Genomic DNA, 21,010 nt, shown 5'->3' with positions numbered 1-21,010 from the left:
AATTATTACAACGACCACAAATTAGACTGGGAGTATTGCTGTGGAAAACAATCGTAAAGTGACGCTCACCTACAACGACGGCAAAGACACGCTGGAAATGCCGGTCCTGAAGGGCACCCTGGGTCCGGACGTCGTTGATATCCGTGCCTTCTCCAAGACCGGCATGTTCACCTTTGACCCGGGCTTCCTGGCTACCGCCAGCTGCGAATCCGCCATCACCTTTATCGACGGTGATATCGGTCAGCTGTACTACCGCGGTTACCCGATCGAGCAACTGGCCGAAAAGAGCGACTACCTCGAAGTCTGCTACCTGCTGCTGAACGGCGAACTGCCGACCGCGGCACAGCGTGCCGAGTTCGAACGTGGCGTGATGCGCCACAACATGCTGCACGACCAGATCATCAGCTTCTACAAGGGTTTCCGTCGCGATGCGCACCCGATGGCCGTGATGGTGGGCGTGGTCGGCGCGCTGTCCGCGTTCTATCACGACTCGCTGGACATCAATAACTCCGAACATCGTCGCATCTCCGCGCACCGCCTGATCGCCAAGCTGCCGAACATCGCGGCCCAGGCCTATCGCTACAACAAGGGCCTGCCGTTCTCCTATCCGAAGAACGGTCTGACCTACGCCGAGAACTTCCTGCACATGATGTTCTCCACCCCGTGCGAAGAGTACAAGGTGAATGCGGTGACCGCGCGCGCGCTGGATCGCATCTTCACCCTGCACGCCGACCACGAGCAGAACGCCTCCACCTCCACCGTGCGTCTGGCCGGCTCCTCCGGTGCCAACCCGTTCGCATGTATCGCCGCCGGTATCGCCTGCCTGTGGGGCCCGTCGCACGGCGGCGCCAACGAGGCTGTGCTGAAGATGCTGGACGAAATCGGCTCCGTGGACAACGTGGCCGAATTCATGCAGGGCGTGAAGGACAAGCGTTACAAACTGATGGGCTTCGGCCACCGCGTGTACAAGAACATGGACCCGCGCGCCGCCATCATGAAGAAGACCTGCGACGAAGTGCTGACCGAACTGGGCCTGCAGAACGATCCGAAGTTCAAGCTGGCGATGGAACTGGAAAAGATCGCACTGTCCGATCCGTACTTCATCGAGCGCAAGCTGTACCCGAACGTCGACTTTTACTCCGGCATCGTGCTGTCCGCGATTGGTATCCCGGTGTCGATGTTCACGCCGATCTTCGCGCTGGCACGTACCGTGGGCTGGATCTCGCACTGGACCGAAATGATCGCCGACCCGGCGATGAAGATCGGCCGTCCGCGCCAGCTGTACACCGGTGCTCCGCGTCGTGACTTCATCGAAGAAGGCAACCGCTAAGCAGTAGACAAGGTTGGCCGCAGGCTTGCGGCCAACCTTTTTCTGCCCGCCGGGGCAGGGCAGAGCGTTCTGTCAAAGGGAGCGGGGGTGTCAAGCGCCCACTCTCTTTGTCAAAACGGTTTTTGCAAAGCAGCAACGCAGACAAAAGGGTCGAATAATGATGCAATCCATGTACAGTCATTCCTACCTGTTTGGTGGGAATGCACCGTTCATCGAGGATCTCTACGAGCAGTACCTCGCTGATCCGACAGTCGTTTCGCAGGAATGGCGGGACTACTTCGACAAGCTTTCTACCGCGCCTGGTGCTGCCGACCGTGATGTCGCTCACCAGCCGATCCAGGAATCCTTCATCCAGCTGGCCAAGCGTCCGCCGGTAGCACCGCGCAGCAGCGCCGCGACCGACTGGGAGTCGATGCAGAAACAGGTGGCGGTGCTGAAGCTGATCTCGGCCTACCGCGTACTGGGTTCGCGCCAGGCCAACCTCGACCCGCTGAAGCGCATGGACCAGGCGACGCTGCGCGAGCTGGATCACGCCACTCACGGCCTGACCGATGCCGACATGGCGGTGCACTTCAATGTCGGCTCGCTGGTGGCCCCGCAAAAGCTGCCGCTGTCCGAGATCATTGCCCGTCTGAAGCAGACCTACTGCGGCAATATCGGCGTTGAGTACATGCACATCACCAACTCCGAAGAAAAGCACTGGGTACAGAAGCGCTTCGAGGGTGATCTGTCGACCCCGCACTACAACGCCGACAAGAAAAAGCGCATCTTCAAGCAGATCACCGCTGCCGAAACGCTGGAGCGCTACCTGCACACCAAGTACGTCGGCCAGAAGCGTTTCTCGCTGGAAGGTGGCGAATCCGCCATCGCCGCGCTGGACCACCTGATCCAGAACGCCACTTCGGTCGGCGTGGAAGAGCTGATCATCGGCATGGCCCACCGTGGCCGCCTGAACGTGCTGGTCAACACCCTGGGCAAGCAGCCGCGCGACCTGTTCGCCGAGTTCGAAGGCAAGGCGGCGCAGGAGCTGGCCTCCGGCGACGTGAAGTACCACATGGGCTTCTCCTCCGACATCCCGACCGCCAACGGCCCGATGCACGTGTCGCTGGCGTTCAACCCGTCGCACCTCGAGATCGTCAACCCGGTGGTCGAGGGTTCGGTGCGGGCACGCCAGGATCGCCGCAAGGACAGCGAGCGCAAGGCCGCGGTACCGGTGCTGATCCACGGTGACTCCGCCTTTGCCGGTCTCGGCGTCAACCAGGGCACCTTCAACCTGTCGCAGACGCGCGGTTACGGTACCGGCGGCACGCTGCACATCGTGATCAACAACCAGGTCGGCTTCACCACCTCCGATACCCGTGACATGCGTTCCACGCTGTACTGTACCGACGTGGCGAAGATGATCGAAGCGCCGATCTTCCACGTCAACGGCGACGATCCGGAAGCGGTGTGCTACGTGATGCAGGCGGCGCTGGACTTCCGCATGAAGTTCAACAAGGACGTGGTCATCGACCTCGTCTGCTACCGCAAACTGGGCCACAACGAGGGCGATGACCCGTTCCTGACCCAGCCGATGATGTACAAGAAGATCGCCAAGCACGGCGGCGTGCGCGCGATGTACGCCGAGCGCCTGGTTGGCGAAGGCGTGCTGACTGCCGCCGAGGCTGACAACTTCATCCAGGCCTACCGCGACGCGCTGGACAAGGGCGAACACGTCGAGCAGACCGTGCTGTCCAACTACCGCCGCGAACACGCGCTGGACTGGTCGCAGTACCAGGGCACCCACTGGGCACACCCGACCGACACCTCGCTGCCGCACGCCGACATCCAGCGTCTGGCCGAGAAGTTCACCTCGGTACCGGAAAACTACAAGCTGCACCCGACCGTGAAGCGGGTGCAGGATGCCCGTCGCGCGATGGCTGCCGGCGAGCAGGCGATGGACTGGGGCATGGCCGAAACGCTGGCCTACGCAAGCCTAGTGACCAACGGTTACGGCGTGCGCATCTCCGGTGAAGACTCCGGTCGCGGTACCTTCTCGCACCGTCATGCCGTCGTGCACGACCAGAATCGCGAGCGCTGGGACCAGGGCACCTACGTGCCGCTGCGCAATATGTCGGACAACCAGGCCGACTTCCTGGTGATCGACTCGATCCTGAACGAAGAAGCGGTGCTGGCCTACGAGTACGGCTACGCCTGCTCGGCACCGGACCAGCTGGTGATCTGGGAAGCGCAGTTCGGCGACTTCGCCAACGGCGCCCAGGTCGCGATCGACCAGTTCATCTCCTCCGGCGAAACCAAGTGGGGCCGTCTGTGCGGCCTGACCACCATCCTGCCGCATGGCTACGATGGTCAGGGTCCGGAGCACTCCTCCGCACGTCTGGAACGCTGGCTGCAGCTGTGCGCCGAGCACAATATGCAGATCGTGATGCCGTCCGAAGCCAGCCAGATGTTCCATGTGCTGCGCCGCCAAGTACTGCGTCCGTTCCGCAAGCCGCTGGTGATCTTCCTGTCCAAGCGCCTGCTGCGCTACAAGGATGCGATGAGCCCGCTGGAAGACTTCACTTCCCACAGCTTCCGTCCGGTGATCGGCGATGCCGGCATCAGCGACGCCAAGGCAGTGAAGCGCGTGATCCTGTGTTCCGGTCAGGTCTACTATGATCTGGTCAACGGCCGCAAGGAACGCGAGCTGGACAGCGAAGTGGCGATCATCCGCGTCGAACAGCTGTATCCGTTCCCGACCGAACAGCTGCAGGCCGAGCTGGCACGCTTCTCCCACGTGAAGGAAATCATGTGGGTTCAGGAAGAGCCACGCAACCAGGGCGCCTGGTACCAGATCCGCCACCGTCTGGAGGCGCTGCTGGGCGCCAAGCAGACCCTGCTGTTTGCCGGTCGTCCGTCGTCGGCATCGCCGGCCGTGGGTTACATGAGCAAGCACGTTGCGCAACTGAAGGGCTTCATCGAAGAAGCCATGTCGGTTAACAAATAACACCTGTAGAACAAAGGGCGGCTGCCAGCCGCCCCAAAACGGAGAAGAACATGGCCATTATCGAAGTGAAAGTGCCGCAGTTGCCGGAATCGGTTTCCGAAGCCACCCTGATGTCCTGGCACAAGAGTGTCGGTCAGGCAGTTGCCCGTGACGAAAACCTGATCGATCTGGAGACCGACAAGGTCGTGCTGGAACTGCCGGCACCACTGGCCGGCGTGATCGTCGAAATCATCGAGCAGGATGGCGCGACCGTGGTTTCCGGTCAGCTGATCGCCCGCATCGACACCGCGGCCACCGCCGGCGATGCCGCACCGGCCGCAGCAGCAGCTGCCCCGGCCCCGGTTGCCGCAGCACCGGTACAGGCTGCAGCGCCAGGTGGCGCGGCGATGCCGTCGGCTGCCAAGCTGGCTGCCGAAAGCGGCGTGGACCTGGCTGGCGTGGCCGGCTCCGGTCGTGACGGTCGCATCCTGAAAGAAGACGTGGCCGCTGCCGCCGCCAAACCGGCTGCCGCCGCTGCTGCCAAGCCGGTAGCTCCGCTGCCACCGGTTGCTGCCGATGCTTCCGGCCGTCCGGAGCAGCGCGTGGCGATGTCCCGCCTGCGCCAGCGCGTGGCCGAGCGCCTGCTGCAATCGCAGCAGACCAACGCGATTCTGACCACTTTCAACGAAGTGAACATGAAGCCGCTGATGGACCTGCGCGCCAAGTACAAGGACAAGTTCGAGAAAGAGCACGGCGTGAAGCTGGGCTTCATGGGCTTCTTCGTCAAGGCCGCGGTAGCCGCGCTGAAGAAATTCCCGATCGTGAACGCCTCGGTTGACGGCAACGACATCATCTATCACGGCTACTTCGACATCGGCGTCGCCGTTGGCAGCCCGCGTGGTCTGGTCGTGCCGGTGATCCGCAACGCCGACCAGCTGTCGCTGGCCGACATCGAGAAGCAGATCGCCGAATTCGGCAAGCGTGCGCAGGAAGGCAAGCTGACCGTGGAAGAGCTGACCGGCGGTACCTACACCATCTCCAACGGCGGTACCTTCGGCTCGATGATGTCGACCCCGATCATCAACCCGCCACAGTCCGCCATCCTCGGCATGCACGCGACCAAAGAGCGTGCGGTAGTGGAAAACGGCCAGATCGTGATCCGTCCGATGATGTACCTGGCGCAGTCCTACGACCACCGCATCATCGACGGCCGCGAAGCGGTACTGTCGCTGGTGGCGATCAAGGATGCGATCGAAGATCCGGCCCGTCTGATCCTCGACCTGTAAGCCTGTCCGGGACGGCTGGTCCCGCTTTCCCGGTTGCGGCCAACCTTGCGAGGTTGGCCGCAATGAATACAAGGAACAATCATGAGTCAACAGTTTGACGTGGTGGTCATCGGTGGCGGCCCAGGCGGCTACGTCGCCGCCATCCGTGCTGCCCAGCTGGGTTTCAGCACCGCTTGCGTGGACGCCACCAAGAACCCGGAAGGCAAGCCTTCGCTGGGTGGTACCTGCCTGAACGTCGGTTGTATTCCGTCCAAGGCGCTGCTGCAGTCGTCGGAAAACTTCCACGCGGTACAGCACGACTTCCAGAAGCACGGCATCAGCGTCGACGGCGCCCAGATGGACGTGGCCAAGATGCTGGCGCGCAAGAACGACATCATTACCAAGAATGCCGGCGGCATCGCCTTCCTGTTCAAGAAAAACAAGGTGGCCAACGTGCACGGTCTGGGTAGCCTGAAAGGCCGCCAGGGCGAGAAGTGGGTCATCGAAGTGACCGACAACGGTGCCGTGGTCGACACCCTGGAAGCCACGCACGTGATCGTGGCAACCGGCTCCAGTCCGCGTCAGCTGCCGGGCCTGCCGACCGACAACCAGATCGTGCTGGACAACGAAGGCGCGCTGGCGCTGGCAGAAGTGCCGGCCCGCCTGGGCGTGATCGGCGCCGGCGTGATCGGCCTGGAAATGGGTTCGGTATGGAAGCGCCTCGGCGCCGACGTCACCATCCTCGAAGCGATGCCGACCTTCCTCGCCGCTGCCGACCAGCAGATCGCCAAGGAAGCGTTCAAGACGCTGACCAAGGATACCGGTCTCGACATCAAGCTGGGCGTGAAGATCGGCGAGATCGTCAAGGGCGACAAGGGCGTGACCGTGAACTACGAGCTGAACGGCGAAGCCGTGAAGGCCGAGTTCGACAAGCTGATCGTGTCCATCGGCCGCCTGCCTCACACGGCTGGCCTCGGCGCCGAAACCGTCGGCCTGCAGCTGGACGAGCGCGGCTTCGTGGTGGTCGATGACCACTGCCAGACCAACCTGCCGAACGTGTGGGCGATCGGCGACGTGGTGCGTGGCCCGATGCTGGCGCACAAGGCGTCGGAAGAGGGCGTGGCGGTGGCCGAGCGTATCGCCGGCCAGAAGCCGCACGTGGACTTCGGCGTGATTCCGTGGGTGATCTACACCTCGCCGGAAATCGCCTGGGTCGGCAAGACCGAAGAGCAACTCAAGGCCGAAGGCATCGAGTACAAGAAGGGCACTTCCGGCTTTGCGGCCAACGGTCGCGCGCTGGGTCTGGGTCAGGCACAGGGCACCGTCAAGCTCCTGGCCTGCGCCAAGACCGACCGCATCCTCGGCCTGCACATGATCGGCCCGATGGTGTCCGAGCTGGTGACCGAAGGCGTGGTGTCGATGGAGTTCAAGGCGGCCAGCGAAGACCTGGCCCGCATTGTCCACGCCCATCCAAGCCTGTCCGAAGTGGTGCACGAGGCAGCGCTGGCTGCCGACAAGCGCGCGCTGCACGGCTAAGCAAGCTGCACGATTAAACAAGACCGCCCGCACCGCGGGCGGTACAATCGCAGAATTACAGGCATAGCAAGGTTGGCCGCAAGGCTTGCCGACTATCCAACCGAAAGGAAACTCAATGAACCTGCACGAATACCAAGCGAAAGAGCTGCTGGCCAAGTACGGCCTGCCGGTGCAAAAGGGCATCCTGGCGAACACGCCAGAAGAAGCCGCTGCTGCTTACGACACTCTGGGCGGCAAATTTGCCGTTGTTAAGGCCCAGGTCCACGCCGGTGGCCGTGGTAAGGCCGGTGGCGTGAAAGTGGTGAAAAGCCGCGAAGAAGCCGCTGCCGAAGCTCTGCGCCTGATCGGTACCAACCTGGTGACCTACCAGACCGACGCCGCCGGCCAGCCGGTAAACAGCGTACTGGTCTGCGAAGACATGTACCCGGTGCAGCGTGAACTGTACCTGGGCGCCGTGGTTGACCGTGGCTCCCAGCGCGTGGTGTTCATGGTTTCCACCGAAGGCGGCGTGGAAATCGAAAAAGTAGCGGAAGAAACCCCGGAAAAAATCATCAAGGTGGAAGTGGATCCGCTGGTCGGCATGCAGCCGTTCCAGGCACGCGATTGCGCGTTCGCCCTGGGCCTGTCCGGCAAGCAGATCGCCGAGTTCAGCAAGCTGATGCTGGGCGCTTACGATGCCTTCGTTGAAAACGATTTCGCGCTGTTCGAAGTGAACCCGCTGGCACTGCGTGAAAACGGCGAACTGGCCTGCGTCGACGGCAAGATCAACCTCGACTCCAACGCCCTGTACCGTCACCCTGAGCTGCTGGCACAGCGCGACAAGTCGCAGGAAAACGAGCGCGAAGTGAAAGCTTCCGAGTTCGACCTGAACTACGTGGCTCTGGAAGGCAACATCGGCTGCATGGTGAACGGCGCTGGCCTGGCGATGGCCACCATGGACATCATCAAGCTGAAAGGCGGCCAACCGGCCAACTTCCTGGACGTGGGCGGCGGCGCGACCAAAGAGCGCGTGATCGAAGCGTTCAAGCTGATCCTGGCCGATACCTCGGTCAAGGGCGTGCTGATCAACATCTTCGGCGGTATCGTTCGTTGCGACATGATCGCCGAAGCGATTATCGCTGCCGTTAAAGAAGTGAACGTGACCGTTCCTGTCGTTGTCCGCCTGGAAGGCAACAACGCCGAACTGGGCGCCAAGATCCTGGACGAATCCGGTCTGAAACTGACCTCCGCCCAAGGCCTGAACGACGCAGCCGAGAAGATCGTTGCTGCCGTTGCCGCGCTTTAATCACCTGCACCGCATAAGGATTTCAAAATGAGCGTATTGGTAAACAAAGATACGAAAGTGCTGGTGCAAGGCTTCACCGGCAAGAACGGTACTTTCCACGCCGAACAGGCGCTGAAAGTCGGCACCAAGGTTGTCGGTGGCGTGACTCCGGGCAAGGGCGGTTCCGAGCACCTGGGCCTGCCGGTGTTCAACACCATGAAAGACGCCGTACGCCAGACCCAGGCTGATGCCTCGGTCATCTACGTACCGGCAGCTTTCGCCAAGGATTCCATTCTGGAAGCCATCGATTCCGGCGTGAAGCTGATCGTGTGCATCACCGAAGGCGTGCCGACTCTGGACATGCTGTACGTGAAGAAAGCCGTCGACGAAGCCGGCATCCGCCTGATCGGCCCTAACTGCCCAGGCATCATCACTCCGGGCGAGTGCAAGATCGGCATCATGCCGTGGCACATCCACAACCCGGGCCGCATCGGTATCGTGTCCCGTTCCGGCACCCTGACTTACGAAGCCGTGGCACAAACCACCGCACTGGGTCTGGGCCAGTCGACCTGCATCGGTATCGGCGGCGACCCGATCCCGGGCACCAGCCACATCGACGCGCTGAAACTGTTCCAGGACGATCCGGATACCGACGCCATCGTGATGATCGGTGAAATCGGCGGCTCCGCAGAAGAAGAAGCGGCCGAATTCGCCAAAGCTTACGTGACCAAGCCGGTTGTTGGTTACATCGCCGGTGTGACTGCCCCTAAAGGCAAGCGCATGGGCCACGCTGGTGCCATCATCTCCGGCGGCAAGGGTACTGCCGAAGAGAAGTTCAAGGCTTTCGAGCAGGCAGGCATCGCCTACACTCGCAGCCCGGCCGAAATCGGCAAGACCATGTTCGAACTGCTGAAAAGCAAGGGCATGATCTAAGTCGTCAAGACTGCCTGATCCAAGCACAACGCCACCGTTCGCGGTGGCGTTTTTCATTGTGTCGTGGAAAAGGCGCGGTGACTATGGTGCGGCGCGGGCGCGCTCGTGTTGCGACAGCAAGGTTGGCCGCATGCCTTGCGGCCAACCTTGCGATGTCCGTGGGCCGGCTGCGGTGCGCGGCTCAGTGTCCCGGCAGCAGGATTTCGCGGGTCAGCGTGATCCAGGCGCGGGCGGCGTGCGACAGGTAGCTGTCCTTCTTCCAGATCAGGCCGATGTGCCACATGATGCGCTCCTCGTCGACCGGCACCACATCGAAGCGGTGCGGCTCCAGGTGGCTGGCGACCACCTCCGGCAGCAGCGCGATGCCGAGCCGCGCCTCCACCATCGCGGCGATGAAGTCCCAGTGCGCACTGCGCCCGGCGATGTGCACGCTCTTGCCGAGCAGGCGGAAGGCGTCGGTGATGCGCGCGCTGAGCGAGAAGTCCTCCGGATAGAACACCAGCGGCCGGTCGGCGATATCGAGCAGGGTAACGCTGCTCATGCCGTGCCACGGGCTGCCGGTGGGGGCGATCAGGCACAGCCGGTCGCGTACCAGGCTCAGGCTTTCGAACACGCTGTTGTCCACCGGCAGCACCGCGGCGCCGATTTCCAGCAGGCCGTTGCGCACGCTGCTTTCGATGGCGCGGGCGCCGTCTTCCACCATCTTCAGCTCGACATTGGGATAGCGGTCGCGGAAGGCGCCGACCACCGGCGCGAAGAAGGCGCCGCCGGTCATCGGCGGCAGGCCGACCACCAGCTCGCCGCGCGCCAGCTCCGCCAGTTCCGCCAGCTGGCTGTTGAGGCGTAGCTGTGCCGCCAGCACGTCCTGGCCACGCTGGTACACCACGCGCCCGGCGTCGGTGAGGTGAAAGCTCTTGCCTTCGCGGATCAGCAGCGGGCTGCCGATCTCGTCCTCCAGCTGTTTCACCATCTTGCTGATGGTGGGCTGGGTGACAAACAGCGCCTCGGCTGCGCGGGTGAAGTTCTGCTGGCGCACCAGCTCGGTAAAGTAACGCAGCGCCTTGATGTCCATCTTGACTATTCTTTAATGGAATTGATTTGATAATTTTAATTCATTTCCAGAATGGACGGGCGCTCCCTATACTGCAATCACTCTCTGTGTTGTGTTGTGGCTCGTAACGACAACCGAGCGCTGGCATCCAGGCTGCAGAACGGATTCTCCTCCCGACTCGCGCCGCCAGTGACAGGTTGTGACAGTGGTAGCGATACCGCTGAAAGGCATCAGCCGAGTGCTGAATCAGAATTGACTGATGCCTCGTACATCCGGGGATTGTGTACGAGGTTTATTCCTTGGATTCCCCTTACGAGTATGTTAGGCCGGCTACTTAGCCGGCTATTTTTTTGCCTGCCGTTTATTGATTCCGTATTGGAATGATTTTGATAATTTTAATTCATTTCCGGAATGGATAACGCCTGCTTATACTGCACTCACTCTCTGTGTTGTGTTGTGGCTCGTAACGACAACCGACCGCTGGCACCCAGGCTGCAGAACGGATTCTCCTCCCGACTCGCGCCGCCAGTGACAGGTTGTGACAGTGGTAGCGATACCGCTGAAAGGCATCAGCCGAGTGCTGAATCAGAATTGACTGATGCCTCGTACATCCGGGGATTGTGTACGAGGTTTATTCCTTGGATTCCCCTTACGAGCATGTTAGGCCGGCTACTTAGCCGGCTATTTTTTTGCCTGCCGTTGTTTGATTCCATATTGGAATGATTTTGATAATTTTAATTCATTTATGGAATGACTAACGCCTGCGTATACTGCACTCACTCTCTGTGTTGTGTTGTGGCTCGTAACGACAACCGACCGCTGGCATCCAGGCTGCAGAACGGATTCTCCTCCCGGCTCGCGCCGCCAGTGACAGGTTGTGATCAGTGGTAGCGATATCGCTGAAAGGCATCAGCCGAGTGCTGAATCAGAATTGACTGATGCCTCGTACATCCGGGGATTGTGTACGAGGTTTATTCCTTGGATTCCCCTTACGAGCGTTGTTAGGCCGGCTTTTTAGCCGGCTATTTTTTTGTCCGTCGCCGGCGGATGGCAGACGCAGGGCTCGCCGCTGGAGGCGTCTTCCAGCGTCTTCAGGATGCCGCAATCGGCCAGCGTGTGCGGACTGTGGCAGCGCCCGCGCAAGGCCAGCAACTGCTGCTCCAGCTGTTGCAGCGTCTCGATCTGGCTGTGCACGCGGCGGATCTGGTCGTCGATCAGCGCATTGACGCGGTCGCACGGCTCCGGTGCCGGATGCTGGTGGTAGTCGGCCAGCTGGCGGATGTCGGCCAGCGACATGCCCAGCGAGCGGCAGTGGCGGATGAAGTTGAGCTGCTCGACGTGGCCCGGTTCGTAGCGGCGATAACCGCTGGCGCTGCGCGCCGGTGCCGGTAGCAGCCCCTCGCGCTCGTAGTAGCGGATGGTTTCCACCTCGCAGCCAGTCTGTCTGGCCAATTCCCCGATTTGCATCAGCCTGCTCCCGCCATCATCAATTCGTGTTTGACCCTATAGTAGCTACAGGGTGTGCAATACACGAATGAAATCTGCGGGAGCCCGCCATGTCCTCTTGTTGCAAGCACCAGCCCGATGCCGGCGCGGCCGTATCCTGCGCCACGCCGGAACACGCCGGCCACGATCACAGCGGTCACGATCACACGGGCCACGATCATGCAGCCCATGACGAGACGCCGCCGCCGGCCAACGCTGACGGCACCCGCCTGCAACTGGCGATCCCGGCGATGGACTGCCCGACCGAGGGCCAGCTGATCGCCAAGGTGCTGCGGCCGCTGGCCGGCGTCAACGACCTGTCCTTCAACTACATCGAGCGCACGGTGACGCTGTACCACGACGGTGTGGTGGAGACCGAGGTGCTGGTGGCGCTGTCCGCGATCGGCATGCCCGCCACGCGGCACGAGAGCGCCAGCCCCGCCGCCGCAACCGCGCGCGGACAGGCCGGCTGGCAGCTTTGGCTGGCCGGCGGCTTGGCGGTGCTGGCCGAGGCGCTGGCCTTCGGCGGCGCCGGCGACGCCAGCTTGCCGGTGGTGGCCTGCGCGGTGCCGTCCATGCTGCTGGCCGGGCGCAGTACGGCGCGCAAGGGTTGGTTCGCGCTGAAGACGGCGACGCTGAACATCTATTTCCTGATGAGCCTGGCGGTGCTCGGCGCGATGCTGCTGGGGCAGTGGCCGGAAGCGGCGATGGTGCTGTTCCTGTTCGCACTGTCGGAAAAGCTGGAGGCGCGGGCGCTGGCGCGCGCCGGCGACGCGGTGAAGGCGCTGATGGCGCTGCGGCCGGAAACCGCCTGGGTGCAGCAGGACGGTGGCTGGCAGGAGGTGGCGGTGGCGACGGTCAAGGTTGGCCGCATCGTGCGCGTGCGCCCCGGCGAGCGGGTACCGCTGGATGGCGAGATCAGCGCCGGCCACAGCCAGTTCAACGAGGCGCCGATCACCGGCGAGAGCCTGCCGCTGGACAAGGGGCCGGGCGACGCGGTGTTCGCCGGCGCCATCAATGGCGGTGCACTGGTGCAGCTGCGCGTCACCGCGCCGGCCGACGGCAGCGTGCTGGCGCGCATTATCCGCAGCGTGCGCGAGGCGCAGGCCGGCAAGGCGCCGACGCAGCGCTTCATCGACCGCTTCGCCGCGCGTTACACGCCGCTGGTGGTGGCGCTGGCCGTGCTGCTGGCGGTGGCGCTGCCGATGCTGGGGCTGCTGGGCTGGCAGGCGGCGCTGTACAAGGCGTTGGTGCTGCTGGTGATCGCCTGCCCCTGCGCGCTGGTGATCGCCACCCCGGTGACGCTGGTGTCGGCGCTGGCCGCCGCCGCGCGCCACGGCATGCTGATCAAGGGCGGTGCCGCGCTGGAGGCCGCCGCGCGCATCCGCACCGTGGCGCTGGACAAGACTGGCACCCTCACCAGCGGCACGGTGGCGGTGACGCGTGTCGAGCCGCTGGCCGACGGCCACGACGAGGTGACGGTGCTGGCGCTGGCGGCGGCGCTGGAGCAGCACTCCACCCATCCGCTGGCGCGGGCGGTGTGCCAGCGCGCGGCTGCCGCCGCCGTGCTGCAGGGCGCGGTGACGGAGTTGCCGGGGCAGGGCATGCTGGGTTGCGTCGGTGGTCGGCGTCTGGCGCTGGGCAATCGCCGTCTGGCGCTGGCACAGGGCGTGGCGGCGGCACAACTGGACGCGTTGCTGGCGCCGCTGGAGGCGCAGGGCGAGGGCTACTTGTTGTTGCTGGCCGATGGTGTGCTACTGGCGCTGCTGCACGTCAATGACACGCTGCGGCCACAGGCCGGGTACACCATGGCCGCGCTGCAGGCGCAGGGGCTGCGCGTGCTGATGCTGTCCGGCGACCAGCCGGCGGTGGTGCGCCGCGTCGCCGCCGAACTGAAGCTGGACGAGGCGCACGGCGGGCTGTTGCCGGACGACAAGCTGCAAAGCTTGGCCGCCGCGCAGCGCCACGGCTCGGTGGCGATGGTCGGCGACGGCGTCAACGACGCGCCGGCGCTGGCGCAGGCCGAGCTGGGGATTGCGATGGGCGCGGCCGGATCGGATACCGCGCTGGAGACGGCGCAGGTAGCGCTGATGGACGACCGTCTCGACAAGCTGCCGCTGCTGTTTGCCCACGCACGGCGCAGCATGGCGGTGCTGCGCGCCAATATCGTGATCGCGCTGGCGGTCAAGCTGCTGTTCTTCGTGCTGGCGCTGGCCGGGGTCGCCACACTGTGGATGGCGGTGTTCGCCGATGTCGGCGCCAGCCTGCTGGTGATCGGCAACGGCCTGCGCCTGGCGCGGGCGCGGCTGGGCGACAAACATGAGGAGGTGACACCATGATGCGCTGGCTGGAGTGCCGTATCCCGCCGCCACTGGTCGGGCTGATGTGTACCGCGCTGATGGCGGCGCTGACGTGGTGGCGCGCTGGCTGGCCGCCGCCGCCGGCGCTGTCGTGGCCGCTCTGGCTGCTGCTGGTGCTGGCCGTGCTGCTGGACGGCAGCGCGGTGCTGGCCTTCGTGCGCCAGCACACCACCGTCAATCCGCTAACGCCGCAAAACAGCTCGGCACTGGTGGTCAGCGGCTTCTATCGTGTCAGCCGTAATCCGATGTATCTGGGCATGCTGTGCCTGTTGCTGGCCTGGGCGTGGTGGCTGCAGCAGTGGCCGGCGCTGCTGGGGCCGCTGCTGTTCGTGCTGTGGCTGAACCGTTTCCAGATCGCGCCGGAGGAGCGGGCGCTGGCGGCGCATTTCGGCGAGGAGTATGCCGCCTATTGCCGCCGCGTCAGGCGCTGGTGCTGAGCAGCAGCCCGCTGGGCAGCGGCTCGTCGGCGCGGTAGGCGCGTTGCAGCCTGGCCTGTTGCGAACTGCCGCCGGTGGCGGACTCGCTGGCCCGCAGCTGTAGCTCGGCCTGCTGTGCCATGCGGGCGGCCTGCTGCGCGACGGCGAGATCTTGTGCCGACGGCTGCGCCGGTGCCAGCGCCGCGTTGCGGATGGTGCGCGCCTTGTCCAGCGTCTGCTGCGGGGTGCGGCCGGGGCTGACCTCGATGCTGACCTCGCCGCCGACGGCGTAGCGCTTGCCGTCCGGCCCGGTCTGGTACTGGTAGCTGGCGCCGCCGCGCGCCAGCCCGCCGCTGGCGGCCAGATGCGCCTGCTCGTGGCGGCGGACCTCGTCGTCGCGCTGTTGCAGCCGGCTGAGCTGCTGCTGTTCGGCGCGGCTCAAGGGCTCGCCGGCGCGGTTGCGGCCAACGTTGGCCGCAACGGTCGTAGCCTGGCGCTGGCAGGCCGGGCACGGACAACCCGCCGCGTGGCGGGCGAGGCTGCTTGCCGAATAGGGGATGCCGGAGCCGGAAATGTCCATGAGCGCTGCCCGCCAGATGGAGACCGGCTTGCAGTATAGAAAACAGCCCGGCGAAATGCCGGGCTGTTGTCATGGAAATAGCTGCCGGATCAATGGCTTGCTGTGCGTGGTGGTTTACGCAGTCTTGTCGGTGCTGCGCTCGCCGGTCTGCAGCCGCCACAGCGCGGCGTAGCTGCCGTCCTGCGCCAGCAGCGTGTCGTGGGTGCCGGATTCGATCAGGCGGCCGTGCTCCATCACGTGGATGCAGTGCGCGTGGCGCACGGTGGACAGGCGGTGCGCGATCACCACCGTGGTGCGGCCGCGCGACACCACGTCCAGCGAGCGCTGGATGGCGGCTTCGGTCTCGTTGTCCACCGCGCTGGTGGCCTCGTCCAGGATCAGGATCTTCGGGTCTTTCAGGATCGCGCGCGCCAGTGCCAGCCGTTGGCGCTGGCCGCCGGACAGCTTCTGGCCGCGTTCGCCGATCGGCGTGTCGTAGCCCTGCGGCAGGCGGTCGATGAACTCGTGTGCCTCGGCGGCGCGCGCGGCGGCGACGATGGCGTCGCGGCCAACTTCCGGCATGCCGTAGGCGATGTTCTGCGCCACGCTGCCGTCGGTGAGGAACACGTCCTGGCTGACATAGCCGATGGCGCGGCGCAGGTCGGTCAGTGCCAGCTGGCGGATGTCCTGGCCGTCGAGGCGGATCTCGCCGTGCTGCGCGTCGTAGAAGCGCAGCAGCAGCTTGACCAGCGTGCTCTTGCCGGAGCCGGTGGCACCGACAAAGGCCACCGTGCGCCCCGGCGGGATGGTCAGCGAGATGTCGTGCAGCACGGTGAGGTCGCCGTAGCCGAACGACAGGTGGCTGAAGCTGAGCTGGCCGCTGACGCTGTCGTGCGGCAGTGCACGGCCGTGGTAGTCGATGTGCAGCGGCGCCTGCAGGATGTCCAGCACGCGGTCGATGGCGGTCATCGAGCGCTGGTACAGGTCGGCGATGTCGGCCAGCCCGGTCAGCGGCCACAGCAGGCGCTGGGTCAGGAAGACCAGCACCGAATAGCTGCCGACGCCGATGGCGCCGGTGAGTGCCAGGTGGCCGCCGTACACCAGCGTCACCACGAAGCCGGACAGGATCGCCATGCGGATCACCGGGATGATGGCCGACGACAGGCGGATGGCGGCGGCGTTGGTGGCGCGGTAGTGCTCGCTGGCGTCGCGGATGTGCGCCGCCTCGAATGCCTCGGCGGTAAATGCCTTGATGGTGGCGACGCCGAGCAGGTTGTTGTTGAGACGGCCGCTGATCACCGCCGCCGCCTCACGCACCGCGGCGTAACGCGGCGCGATGCGGCGCTGGAACCAGAAGGTGCCGTACAGGATCAGCGGGATCGGCGCCAGCGCGATCACCGCCAGTGTCGGCGCCAGGTAGAAGAACACTGCACTGACCATCACCGTCGAGCACAGCACCTGGATGATGCTGTTGGCGCCGCCGTTGAGGAAACGCTCCAGCTGGTTGATGTCGTCGTTGAGCACCGACATCAACTTGCCGGTGCTCTTGTCCTCGAAGTAGGACAGCGGCAGCTTCTGCATGTGCTGGTAGGCATCCAGCCGCAGGTCATGCTGCAGGTTCTGTGCCAGGTTGCGCCAGCGCAGCTGGTACAGGTATTCGAACAGCGATTCGCCGCCCCAGATCAGCACCGTCAGCAGGCCCAGCCACATGAGCTGGCTGAAGGCATCGGTCACGCCCAGCGCCGCCAGGAACGACGCGTCGCGGTTGACCACCACGTCCACCGCCACGCCGATCAGCACCTCGGGCAGGATGTCGAAGAACTTGTTGACCACGGAAAAACAGCTGGCCAGGTACACGTCGCGGCGATATCGCCGCGCGTACTGGAACAATCGGGACAGGGATGACATGATGGCGACAGCACAAACAAGAGGGCGGGCAACGATTGTACGCTGCCGTGCCACAAAAATGCATAAAGGATAGGAAGCAATGCTTGAACACACTGTAAACCAGCGCGAACTCACCATGTCGGTGCTGATGACGCCGGATATGGCCAATTTTTCCGGCAACGTGCACGGCGGCGTGCTGCTGAAACTGCTTGACCAGGTCGCCTACGCCTGTGCCAGCCGCTACGCCGGCTGCTACGTGGTGACGCTGTCGGTCGACCAGGTGCTGTTCAAGCAGCCTATCCACGTCGGCGAGATGGTGACCTTCCTCGCCAGCGTCAACCACGTTGGCCGCACCTCGATGGAGGTTGGCATCAAGGTGATCGCCGAGGACATCCAGAAGCGCAGCGTGCGCCACACCAACAGCTGCTACTTCACCATGGTGGCGTTCGACAACGGCAAGGCGATGCCGGTGCCGGCGCTGTCGCTGGACAGCGATACCCACAAGAAGCGCTTCCGCGAGGCGGAAATCCGCAAGAAGATGCGCATGGAAGCGGAACAGCACATGCAGGCCGCCGCGCAGTGAGCCACGGCGGCGCGCTGCAGCCGCTGCTGGCTGGCGAGCAGCCGGCCGCCTACGCGCTGTACCGCGACGCGATGATGGCCGGGCTGCGCCGCATCGCACGCTGGGACGAGGCACTGCAACGGCAGCGCTTCGCCGCCAGCCATCAGGCAGCGTCGCTGTTCTGGTTTCATCATGACGGCGCCAACCGCGCGCTGCTCAGCCTGCGGCGTGACGATGCCGGCCTGATCGTCGATCTGCTGGTGGTGCCGCCGGCACAGCAGCGTCGCGGCAGCGGCCGGCGCGTGATGCGGCTGGTGCAAGCGCTGTGCCGCCCCGGCGAGCAGGTGCGGCTGAGCTGTTTGCGCCGCGACCGCCGCGTGCGCGCCTTCTATGCCGCGCTCGGCTACCGCATAGCCCACGCCGACGCCGATTTCCTCGAACTGGTGTGGCAGGCGCCGGCCTGAGCCGTTGCGGCCAACCTTGTTCCGCTCGCGCACCGCTAGCCGTACAATGCCCCCTTGCCGCCCACCCCTTGTCCCCGACCATGACCGCACCGCTTGCTGACTTCCAACTCACCGCGCCCGAACTGCCGCCGGCGCTGCCGATCGCGCACGTGTTCGGCCAGCCGGTACTGGAAATCCCGCAGGACCTGTTCATCCCCCCCGACGCGCTGCAGGTGATCCTGGACAGCTTCGAAGGCCCGCTCGACCTGCTGCTGTACCTGATCCGCAAGCAGAACCTCGACGTGCTCAACATCCCGATGGCCGACGTCACCGCGCAGTACATGGGCTATGTCGAGGTGATGAAGGCAGGCCAGTTCGAGCTGGCGGCGGAATACCTGCTGATGGCGGCGCTGCTGATCGAGATCAAGTCGCGGCTGCTGCTGCCACGGCCGCCGGTGGAAGGCGAGGACGATCCGGACGACCCGCGCGCCGAGCTGGTGCGCCGACTGCTGGAATACGAGCAGATGAAGCTGGCGGCGCTGGCGCTGGACAAGCTGCCACAGGCCGACCGCGACTTCGCCTGGCTGGCGGTGCTGGTGGAACAGTCGGCGGAGCAGCGGCTACCGGAAGTCAGCGCGCTGGACCTGCGCCAGGCGTGGCTGTCCATCCTGTCGCGCGCCAAACACAACCGCCACCACAAGGTGAAGCAGGACGAGCTGTCGGTGCGCGAGCAGATGAGCTGGATCGTGCGTTACCTCGACGGCCGCGACTACGTGGCCTTCGAGGAGCTGTTCGACATCGGCAAGGGTGTCGCCCACCTGGTAGTCAACTTCATCGCGGTGCTGGAGCTGGTGAAGGAGGGTATGGTCAGGGTCAGCCAGGACGAGCCGTACCAGCCTATCTACGTGCGGTTGGCGTTGGTGTAGGGTGGGTATCTAACGTTCGAATTAAGGGGCGCCGTTAGGCGTCCTTTTGAATGAAGGGTTAGCCTTTAGGGAGCAAGAAGAGATTCATCAAACCAAACATCCTCATAGTTTGGTGCTAGTAGTACGCGCCAGCCTGCGGGTAATGCTAAGTACTTCTGGATGCCCGGGACGTACTCATCAAGATGCGATACATGTATTGGCTGAAAGAAATCGGGGTCCTGATGTAATGTCCCTCCTCCCCAAATGTACCAACCACAGGTTCCATTTTCAGCTTTATGGCGCACTGCGTTCAGTGGAAGCAGATGTAAAGTTACAAGTGCGATGCCTACTTTTTCTTGAGGAAATGGAAATTCGACTTGTACATTGAAGCGTTTGCATATCTCAATAGCTTCATATTTTGGATAGTTCATGGTGGTTTACGGGTTGGATGGTGTGCTTAATTTAGGCTTGTCATGTCAATCACCATGCAACATCAATAGGTTGCGGCATGCCTGAAAGTATCATAGGTTGGGCTGAGCTTGCGGGGTCCAACGTTTGCCGCATTTATTCATTCAGATACTGCATCCTTTTGCTCAAGAGTAGTCGAGCTGACCTGCCCCACTTCCCAAGGCAATGACAGCATGCGGCCAACTTGGGTGCGCGCTGAATGTTGAGCTTCATTGCATTCAGCTCAACATGCCGTGCTTAAGCATAACCCTCAATTACTCAAAATATTTTTCAATAAAACAAAATTAAAAACCTATTGGCAACACTCAAGGAAATAGGAATAATTTTTCAAATTAAGCTTTGTAGGTATTTTTTTCTCAAAATAACAAACTGACAAATCATTATCGATTGGATAAACATGGCATATAGGGTCATTTTCAGACAAGTTAAGAATATTTCTTAGTTCACCAATATCAAGTTGGCAATCAACCTCATAGTCGCCAACATGTTCTTCAGTTTCTTTATCAAACCAACTAATGACCCACTTCATAATCACCTCTCAATCTATGGATACACGTGACCTTTAGGAGCCGTTGGCTTTGTTTGCTCTCAAGTTTTAGGATCAAACTCACCCATATGTCGACCTCGGTTATTATGCATTTCTAATGCTCCATGCTGGCTATCCCACTTGTAGATATTACCATCTTGGTCCTTGAAGCGATTTCTCATCTCCCCTCCACCTTGCACAGGTGTTTTAGGCTTCATTTTAACCATATCAGCGAGCCGTCACTGAATCTACCCTTGGCCAAGTTCATAACCAGTAACTCCAGAATAACCACCACGATTTGCATAACGTTCCATTGCTGCTCCTTGAGGCTGAAGTGAGATAAACACGCACCAAGGGCGTATAACTGGTTGGGCGGAGTGCCCAATGCGGGTCTGTCATGTGAATTGCCATGCAACATCAACAGATTGCGGTATAGCCCTTCCTTCGGTGAATGAGCTTTTGATGATAGTAAAAAATGCCATGTGGGCAATTTGATTTTTCTGGTCGTTTGTTTGGCATCAAGGATGCGGTCAACCCTGTAGCAGGAGCCGCGCATCACGCGCCAGTTTCCGTCACGTTGTGGCATCATGCCGCCCCATCGCAAGCGACGTCGCAGGCAAACAAGGTTGGCCGCAAGCGCAGCGCCATACCGGCCGTAGCAACGGCTTGCCATCGCTCCTGCAATCAACACGACATCAGTAAAGGACACCCCATGCACACCTTCGGCCTGTTCGTGCTGACGGCGCTGGCCGAGATCGTCGGCTGCTATCTGCCGTGGCTGTGGCTGAAAAAAGGCGGCTCGCCGTGGCTGCTGCTGCCGGCGGCGATGAGCCTCGCGCTGTTCGCCTGGTTGCTGACCTTGCATCCGGACGCGTCGGGGCGCATCTACGCTGCCTACGGTGGTGTTTACGTCAGCGTGGCGCTGGGGTGGCTGTGGGCGGTGGATGGCGTGCGGCCAACCTTGTGGGATGTGGCTGGGGTCGGGCTGTGTCTCGCCGGCATGGCGGTGATCATGCTGGCGCCGCGCTCATGATTTATTCCGCTCGCGGGCAAAA

20 protein-coding genes are annotated in these 21,010 nt (G+C 62.8%); 12 read left to right on the top strand and 8 right to left on the bottom strand.

What is annotated here, in order from left to right:
• Nucleotides 1-40: 40 nt before the first annotated feature.
• The 6 genes from gltA to sucD all read left to right on the top strand — a co-directional run bounded on the left by gltA (nucleotide 41) and on the right by sucD (nucleotide 9,293).
• Entirely contained in the window at nucleotides 41-1,330 is a 1,290-nt protein-coding gene (gltA, locus tag PQU89_RS06135; protein ID WP_272765079.1) for a citrate synthase, read from the top strand.
• A 157-nt stretch (nucleotides 1,331-1,487) separates the two neighbouring features.
• Nucleotides 1,488-4,316 carry a 2-oxoglutarate dehydrogenase E1 component gene (locus tag PQU89_RS06130; RefSeq protein ID WP_272765078.1) on the top strand — a complete coding sequence of 943 codons (2,829 nt, stop codon included), beginning with the start codon at nucleotides 1,488-1,490 and terminating at the stop codon, nucleotides 4,314-4,316.
• Between the two features lie 50 nt (nucleotides 4,317-4,366).
• On the top strand, nucleotides 4,367-5,581 hold the full coding sequence (gene odhB, locus PQU89_RS06125) for a 2-oxoglutarate dehydrogenase complex dihydrolipoyllysine-residue succinyltransferase (RefSeq protein ID WP_272765077.1): 1,215 nt from the start codon (nucleotides 4,367-4,369) through the stop codon (nucleotides 5,579-5,581).
• Nucleotides 5,582-5,662: 81 nt separating this feature from the next.
• Nucleotides 5,663-7,096 (top strand): dihydrolipoyl dehydrogenase, encoded by a 1,434-nt coding sequence (lpdA, locus tag PQU89_RS06120; RefSeq protein WP_272765076.1) that lies wholly within the window; start codon nucleotides 5,663-5,665, stop codon nucleotides 7,094-7,096.
• Nucleotides 7,097-7,211: 115 nt separating this feature from the next.
• On the top strand, nucleotides 7,212-8,381 hold the full coding sequence (gene sucC, locus PQU89_RS06115) for an ADP-forming succinate--CoA ligase subunit beta (RefSeq protein ID WP_272765075.1): 1,170 nt from the start codon (nucleotides 7,212-7,214) through the stop codon (nucleotides 8,379-8,381).
• A gap of 27 nt (nucleotides 8,382-8,408) precedes the next feature.
• Nucleotides 8,409-9,293 (top strand): succinate--CoA ligase subunit alpha, encoded by an 885-nt coding sequence (gene sucD / locus PQU89_RS06110; RefSeq protein ID WP_189354411.1) that lies wholly within the window; start codon nucleotides 8,409-8,411, stop codon nucleotides 9,291-9,293.
• Between the two features lie 181 nt (nucleotides 9,294-9,474).
• Here sucD and PQU89_RS06105 read toward each other — a convergent pair whose 3' ends face one another.
• Both PQU89_RS06105 and cadR read right to left on the bottom strand, forming a co-directional pair.
• The gene (locus PQU89_RS06105; protein ID WP_047966797.1) at nucleotides 9,475-10,365 is read right to left on the bottom strand and encodes a LysR family transcriptional regulator; all 891 of its coding nucleotides are present in this window, start codon (nucleotides 10,363-10,365) and stop codon (nucleotides 9,475-9,477) included.
• A gap of 993 nt (nucleotides 10,366-11,358) precedes the next feature.
• Entirely contained in the window at nucleotides 11,359-11,811 is a 453-nt protein-coding gene (cadR, locus tag PQU89_RS06100) for a Cd(II)/Pb(II)-responsive transcriptional regulator (RefSeq protein WP_272765074.1), read from the bottom strand.
• 89 nt (nucleotides 11,812-11,900) lie between these two features.
• Between cadR and PQU89_RS06095 the strand changes: the two genes are divergently transcribed.
• Together PQU89_RS06095 and PQU89_RS06090 are read left to right on the top strand one after the other, a co-directional pair.
• On the top strand, nucleotides 11,901-14,168 hold the full coding sequence (locus PQU89_RS06095) for a heavy metal translocating P-type ATPase (RefSeq protein WP_272765073.1): 2,268 nt from the start codon (nucleotides 11,901-11,903) through the stop codon (nucleotides 14,166-14,168).
• Nucleotides 14,165-14,626 carry a methyltransferase family protein gene (locus tag PQU89_RS06090; RefSeq protein WP_272765072.1) on the top strand — a complete coding sequence of 154 codons (462 nt, stop codon included), beginning with the start codon at nucleotides 14,165-14,167 and terminating at the stop codon, nucleotides 14,624-14,626. The genes PQU89_RS06095 and PQU89_RS06090 overlap by 4 nt, the downstream gene beginning before the upstream one ends.
• Here the strand turns inward: PQU89_RS06090 and PQU89_RS06085 are convergent.
• Together PQU89_RS06085 and PQU89_RS06080 are read right to left on the bottom strand one after the other, a co-directional pair.
• Nucleotides 14,610-15,185: a putative metalloprotease CJM1_0395 family protein gene (locus tag PQU89_RS06085; RefSeq protein WP_272765071.1), complete on the bottom strand. Its 576-nt coding sequence runs from the start codon at nucleotides 15,183-15,185 to the stop codon at nucleotides 14,610-14,612. The genes PQU89_RS06090 and PQU89_RS06085 overlap by 17 nt on opposite strands.
• Nucleotides 15,186-15,299: 114 nt before the next feature.
• Nucleotides 15,300-17,072 (bottom strand): ABC transporter ATP-binding protein, encoded by a 1,773-nt coding sequence (locus PQU89_RS06080; RefSeq protein WP_272765070.1) that lies wholly within the window; start codon nucleotides 17,070-17,072, stop codon nucleotides 15,300-15,302.
• Between the two features lie 79 nt (nucleotides 17,073-17,151).
• Here PQU89_RS06080 and PQU89_RS06075 point away from each other — a divergent pair, with 79 nt between their 5' ends.
• The 3 genes from PQU89_RS06075 (at nucleotide 17,152) to PQU89_RS06065 (ending at nucleotide 18,982) form a co-directional block, all read left to right on the top strand.
• Nucleotides 17,152-17,634, top strand: coding sequence for an acyl-CoA thioesterase (locus PQU89_RS06075; protein WP_047967315.1), 483 nt, complete (start codon nucleotides 17,152-17,154; stop codon nucleotides 17,632-17,634).
• Nucleotides 17,631-18,077, top strand: coding sequence for a GNAT family N-acetyltransferase (locus tag PQU89_RS06070; protein ID WP_272765069.1), 447 nt, complete (start codon nucleotides 17,631-17,633; stop codon nucleotides 18,075-18,077). Before PQU89_RS06075 ends, PQU89_RS06070 begins: the two co-directional genes overlap by 4 nt.
• A gap of 80 nt (nucleotides 18,078-18,157) precedes the next feature.
• Nucleotides 18,158-18,982, top strand: a complete 825-nt coding sequence (locus PQU89_RS06065; protein WP_272765068.1) for a segregation and condensation protein A — start codon at nucleotides 18,158-18,160, stop codon at nucleotides 18,980-18,982.
• Between the two features lie 65 nt (nucleotides 18,983-19,047).
• Here PQU89_RS06065 and PQU89_RS06060 read toward each other — a convergent pair whose 3' ends face one another.
• The 4 genes from PQU89_RS06060 to PQU89_RS06050 all read right to left on the bottom strand — a co-directional run bounded on the left by PQU89_RS06060 (nucleotide 19,048) and on the right by PQU89_RS06050 (nucleotide 20,664).
• Complete coding sequence (locus PQU89_RS06060; protein ID WP_272765067.1) at nucleotides 19,048-19,392, bottom strand: immunity protein Imm33 domain-containing protein; 345 nt, start codon at nucleotides 19,390-19,392, stop codon at nucleotides 19,048-19,050.
• 329 nt (nucleotides 19,393-19,721) lie between these two features.
• A complete protein-coding gene (locus tag PQU89_RS06055) occupies nucleotides 19,722-19,958 on the bottom strand; it encodes a DUF7683 domain-containing protein (RefSeq protein WP_272765066.1) in 237 nt (78 codons plus the stop codon).
• A 59-nt stretch (nucleotides 19,959-20,017) separates the two neighbouring features.
• The gene (locus tag PQU89_RS17150; RefSeq protein WP_373322800.1) at nucleotides 20,018-20,137 is read right to left on the bottom strand and encodes a colicin E3/pyocin S6 family cytotoxin; all 120 of its coding nucleotides are present in this window, start codon (nucleotides 20,135-20,137) and stop codon (nucleotides 20,018-20,020) included.
• Nucleotides 20,138-20,169: 32 nt separating this feature from the next.
• Nucleotides 20,170-20,664 carry a hypothetical protein gene (locus PQU89_RS06050; RefSeq protein WP_272765065.1) on the bottom strand — a complete coding sequence of 165 codons (495 nt, stop codon included), beginning with the start codon at nucleotides 20,662-20,664 and terminating at the stop codon, nucleotides 20,170-20,172.
• Between the two features lie 3 nt (nucleotides 20,665-20,667).
• Between PQU89_RS06050 and PQU89_RS06045 the strand changes: the two genes are divergently transcribed.
• Nucleotides 20,668-20,988, top strand: coding sequence for a YnfA family protein (locus PQU89_RS06045; RefSeq protein WP_272765064.1), 321 nt, complete (start codon nucleotides 20,668-20,670; stop codon nucleotides 20,986-20,988).
• The last annotated feature ends 22 nt before the right edge of the window (nucleotides 20,989-21,010 follow it).

It is taken from the genome of Vogesella indigofera (genome assembly GCF_028548395.1).
GTDB lineage: Bacteria > Pseudomonadota > Gammaproteobacteria > Burkholderiales > Chromobacteriaceae > Vogesella > Vogesella indigofera_A.
This window is presented reverse-complemented; position numbering and strand designations above follow the sequence as displayed.

Bases quoted from the DNA above. Each gene is read 5' to 3' on its own strand.
- PQU89_RS06065 (WP_272765068.1), top strand. From the start codon at position 18,158: ATGACCGCACCGCTTGCTGACTTCCAACTCACCGCGCCCGAACTGCCG.
- lpdA (WP_272765076.1), top strand. From the start codon at position 5,663: ATGAGTCAACAGTTTGACGTGGTGGTCATCGGTGGCGGCCCAGGCGGC.
- PQU89_RS06130 (WP_272765078.1), top strand. From the start codon at position 1,488: ATGATGCAATCCATGTACAGTCATTCCTACCTGTTTGGTGGGAATGCA.
- PQU89_RS06075 (WP_047967315.1), top strand. From the start codon at position 17,152: ATGCTTGAACACACTGTAAACCAGCGCGAACTCACCATGTCGGTGCTG.
- sucD (WP_189354411.1), top strand. From the start codon at position 8,409: ATGAGCGTATTGGTAAACAAAGATACGAAAGTGCTGGTGCAAGGCTTC.
- PQU89_RS06045 (WP_272765064.1), top strand. From the start codon at position 20,668: ATGCACACCTTCGGCCTGTTCGTGCTGACGGCGCTGGCCGAGATCGTC.
- cadR (WP_272765074.1), bottom strand. From the start codon at position 11,811: ATGCAAATCGGGGAATTGGCCAGACAGACTGGCTGCGAGGTGGAAACC.
- PQU89_RS06055 (WP_272765066.1), bottom strand. From the start codon at position 19,958: ATGAAGTGGGTCATTAGTTGGTTTGATAAAGAAACTGAAGAACATGTT.
- PQU89_RS06090 (WP_272765072.1), top strand. From the start codon at position 14,165: ATGATGCGCTGGCTGGAGTGCCGTATCCCGCCGCCACTGGTCGGGCTG.
- PQU89_RS17150 (WP_373322800.1), bottom strand. From the start codon at position 20,137: ATGAGAAATCGCTTCAAGGACCAAGATGGTAATATCTACAAGTGGGAT.
- PQU89_RS06080 (WP_272765070.1), bottom strand. From the start codon at position 17,072: ATGTCATCCCTGTCCCGATTGTTCCAGTACGCGCGGCGATATCGCCGC.
- sucC (WP_272765075.1), top strand. From the start codon at position 7,212: ATGAACCTGCACGAATACCAAGCGAAAGAGCTGCTGGCCAAGTACGGC.
- odhB (WP_272765077.1), top strand. From the start codon at position 4,367: ATGGCCATTATCGAAGTGAAAGTGCCGCAGTTGCCGGAATCGGTTTCC.
- PQU89_RS06095 (WP_272765073.1), top strand. From the start codon at position 11,901: ATGTCCTCTTGTTGCAAGCACCAGCCCGATGCCGGCGCGGCCGTATCC.
- PQU89_RS06060 (WP_272765067.1), bottom strand. From the start codon at position 19,392: ATGAACTATCCAAAATATGAAGCTATTGAGATATGCAAACGCTTCAAT.
- PQU89_RS06105 (WP_047966797.1), bottom strand. From the start codon at position 10,365: ATGGACATCAAGGCGCTGCGTTACTTTACCGAGCTGGTGCGCCAGCAG.
- PQU89_RS06085 (WP_272765071.1), bottom strand. From the start codon at position 15,185: ATGGACATTTCCGGCTCCGGCATCCCCTATTCGGCAAGCAGCCTCGCC.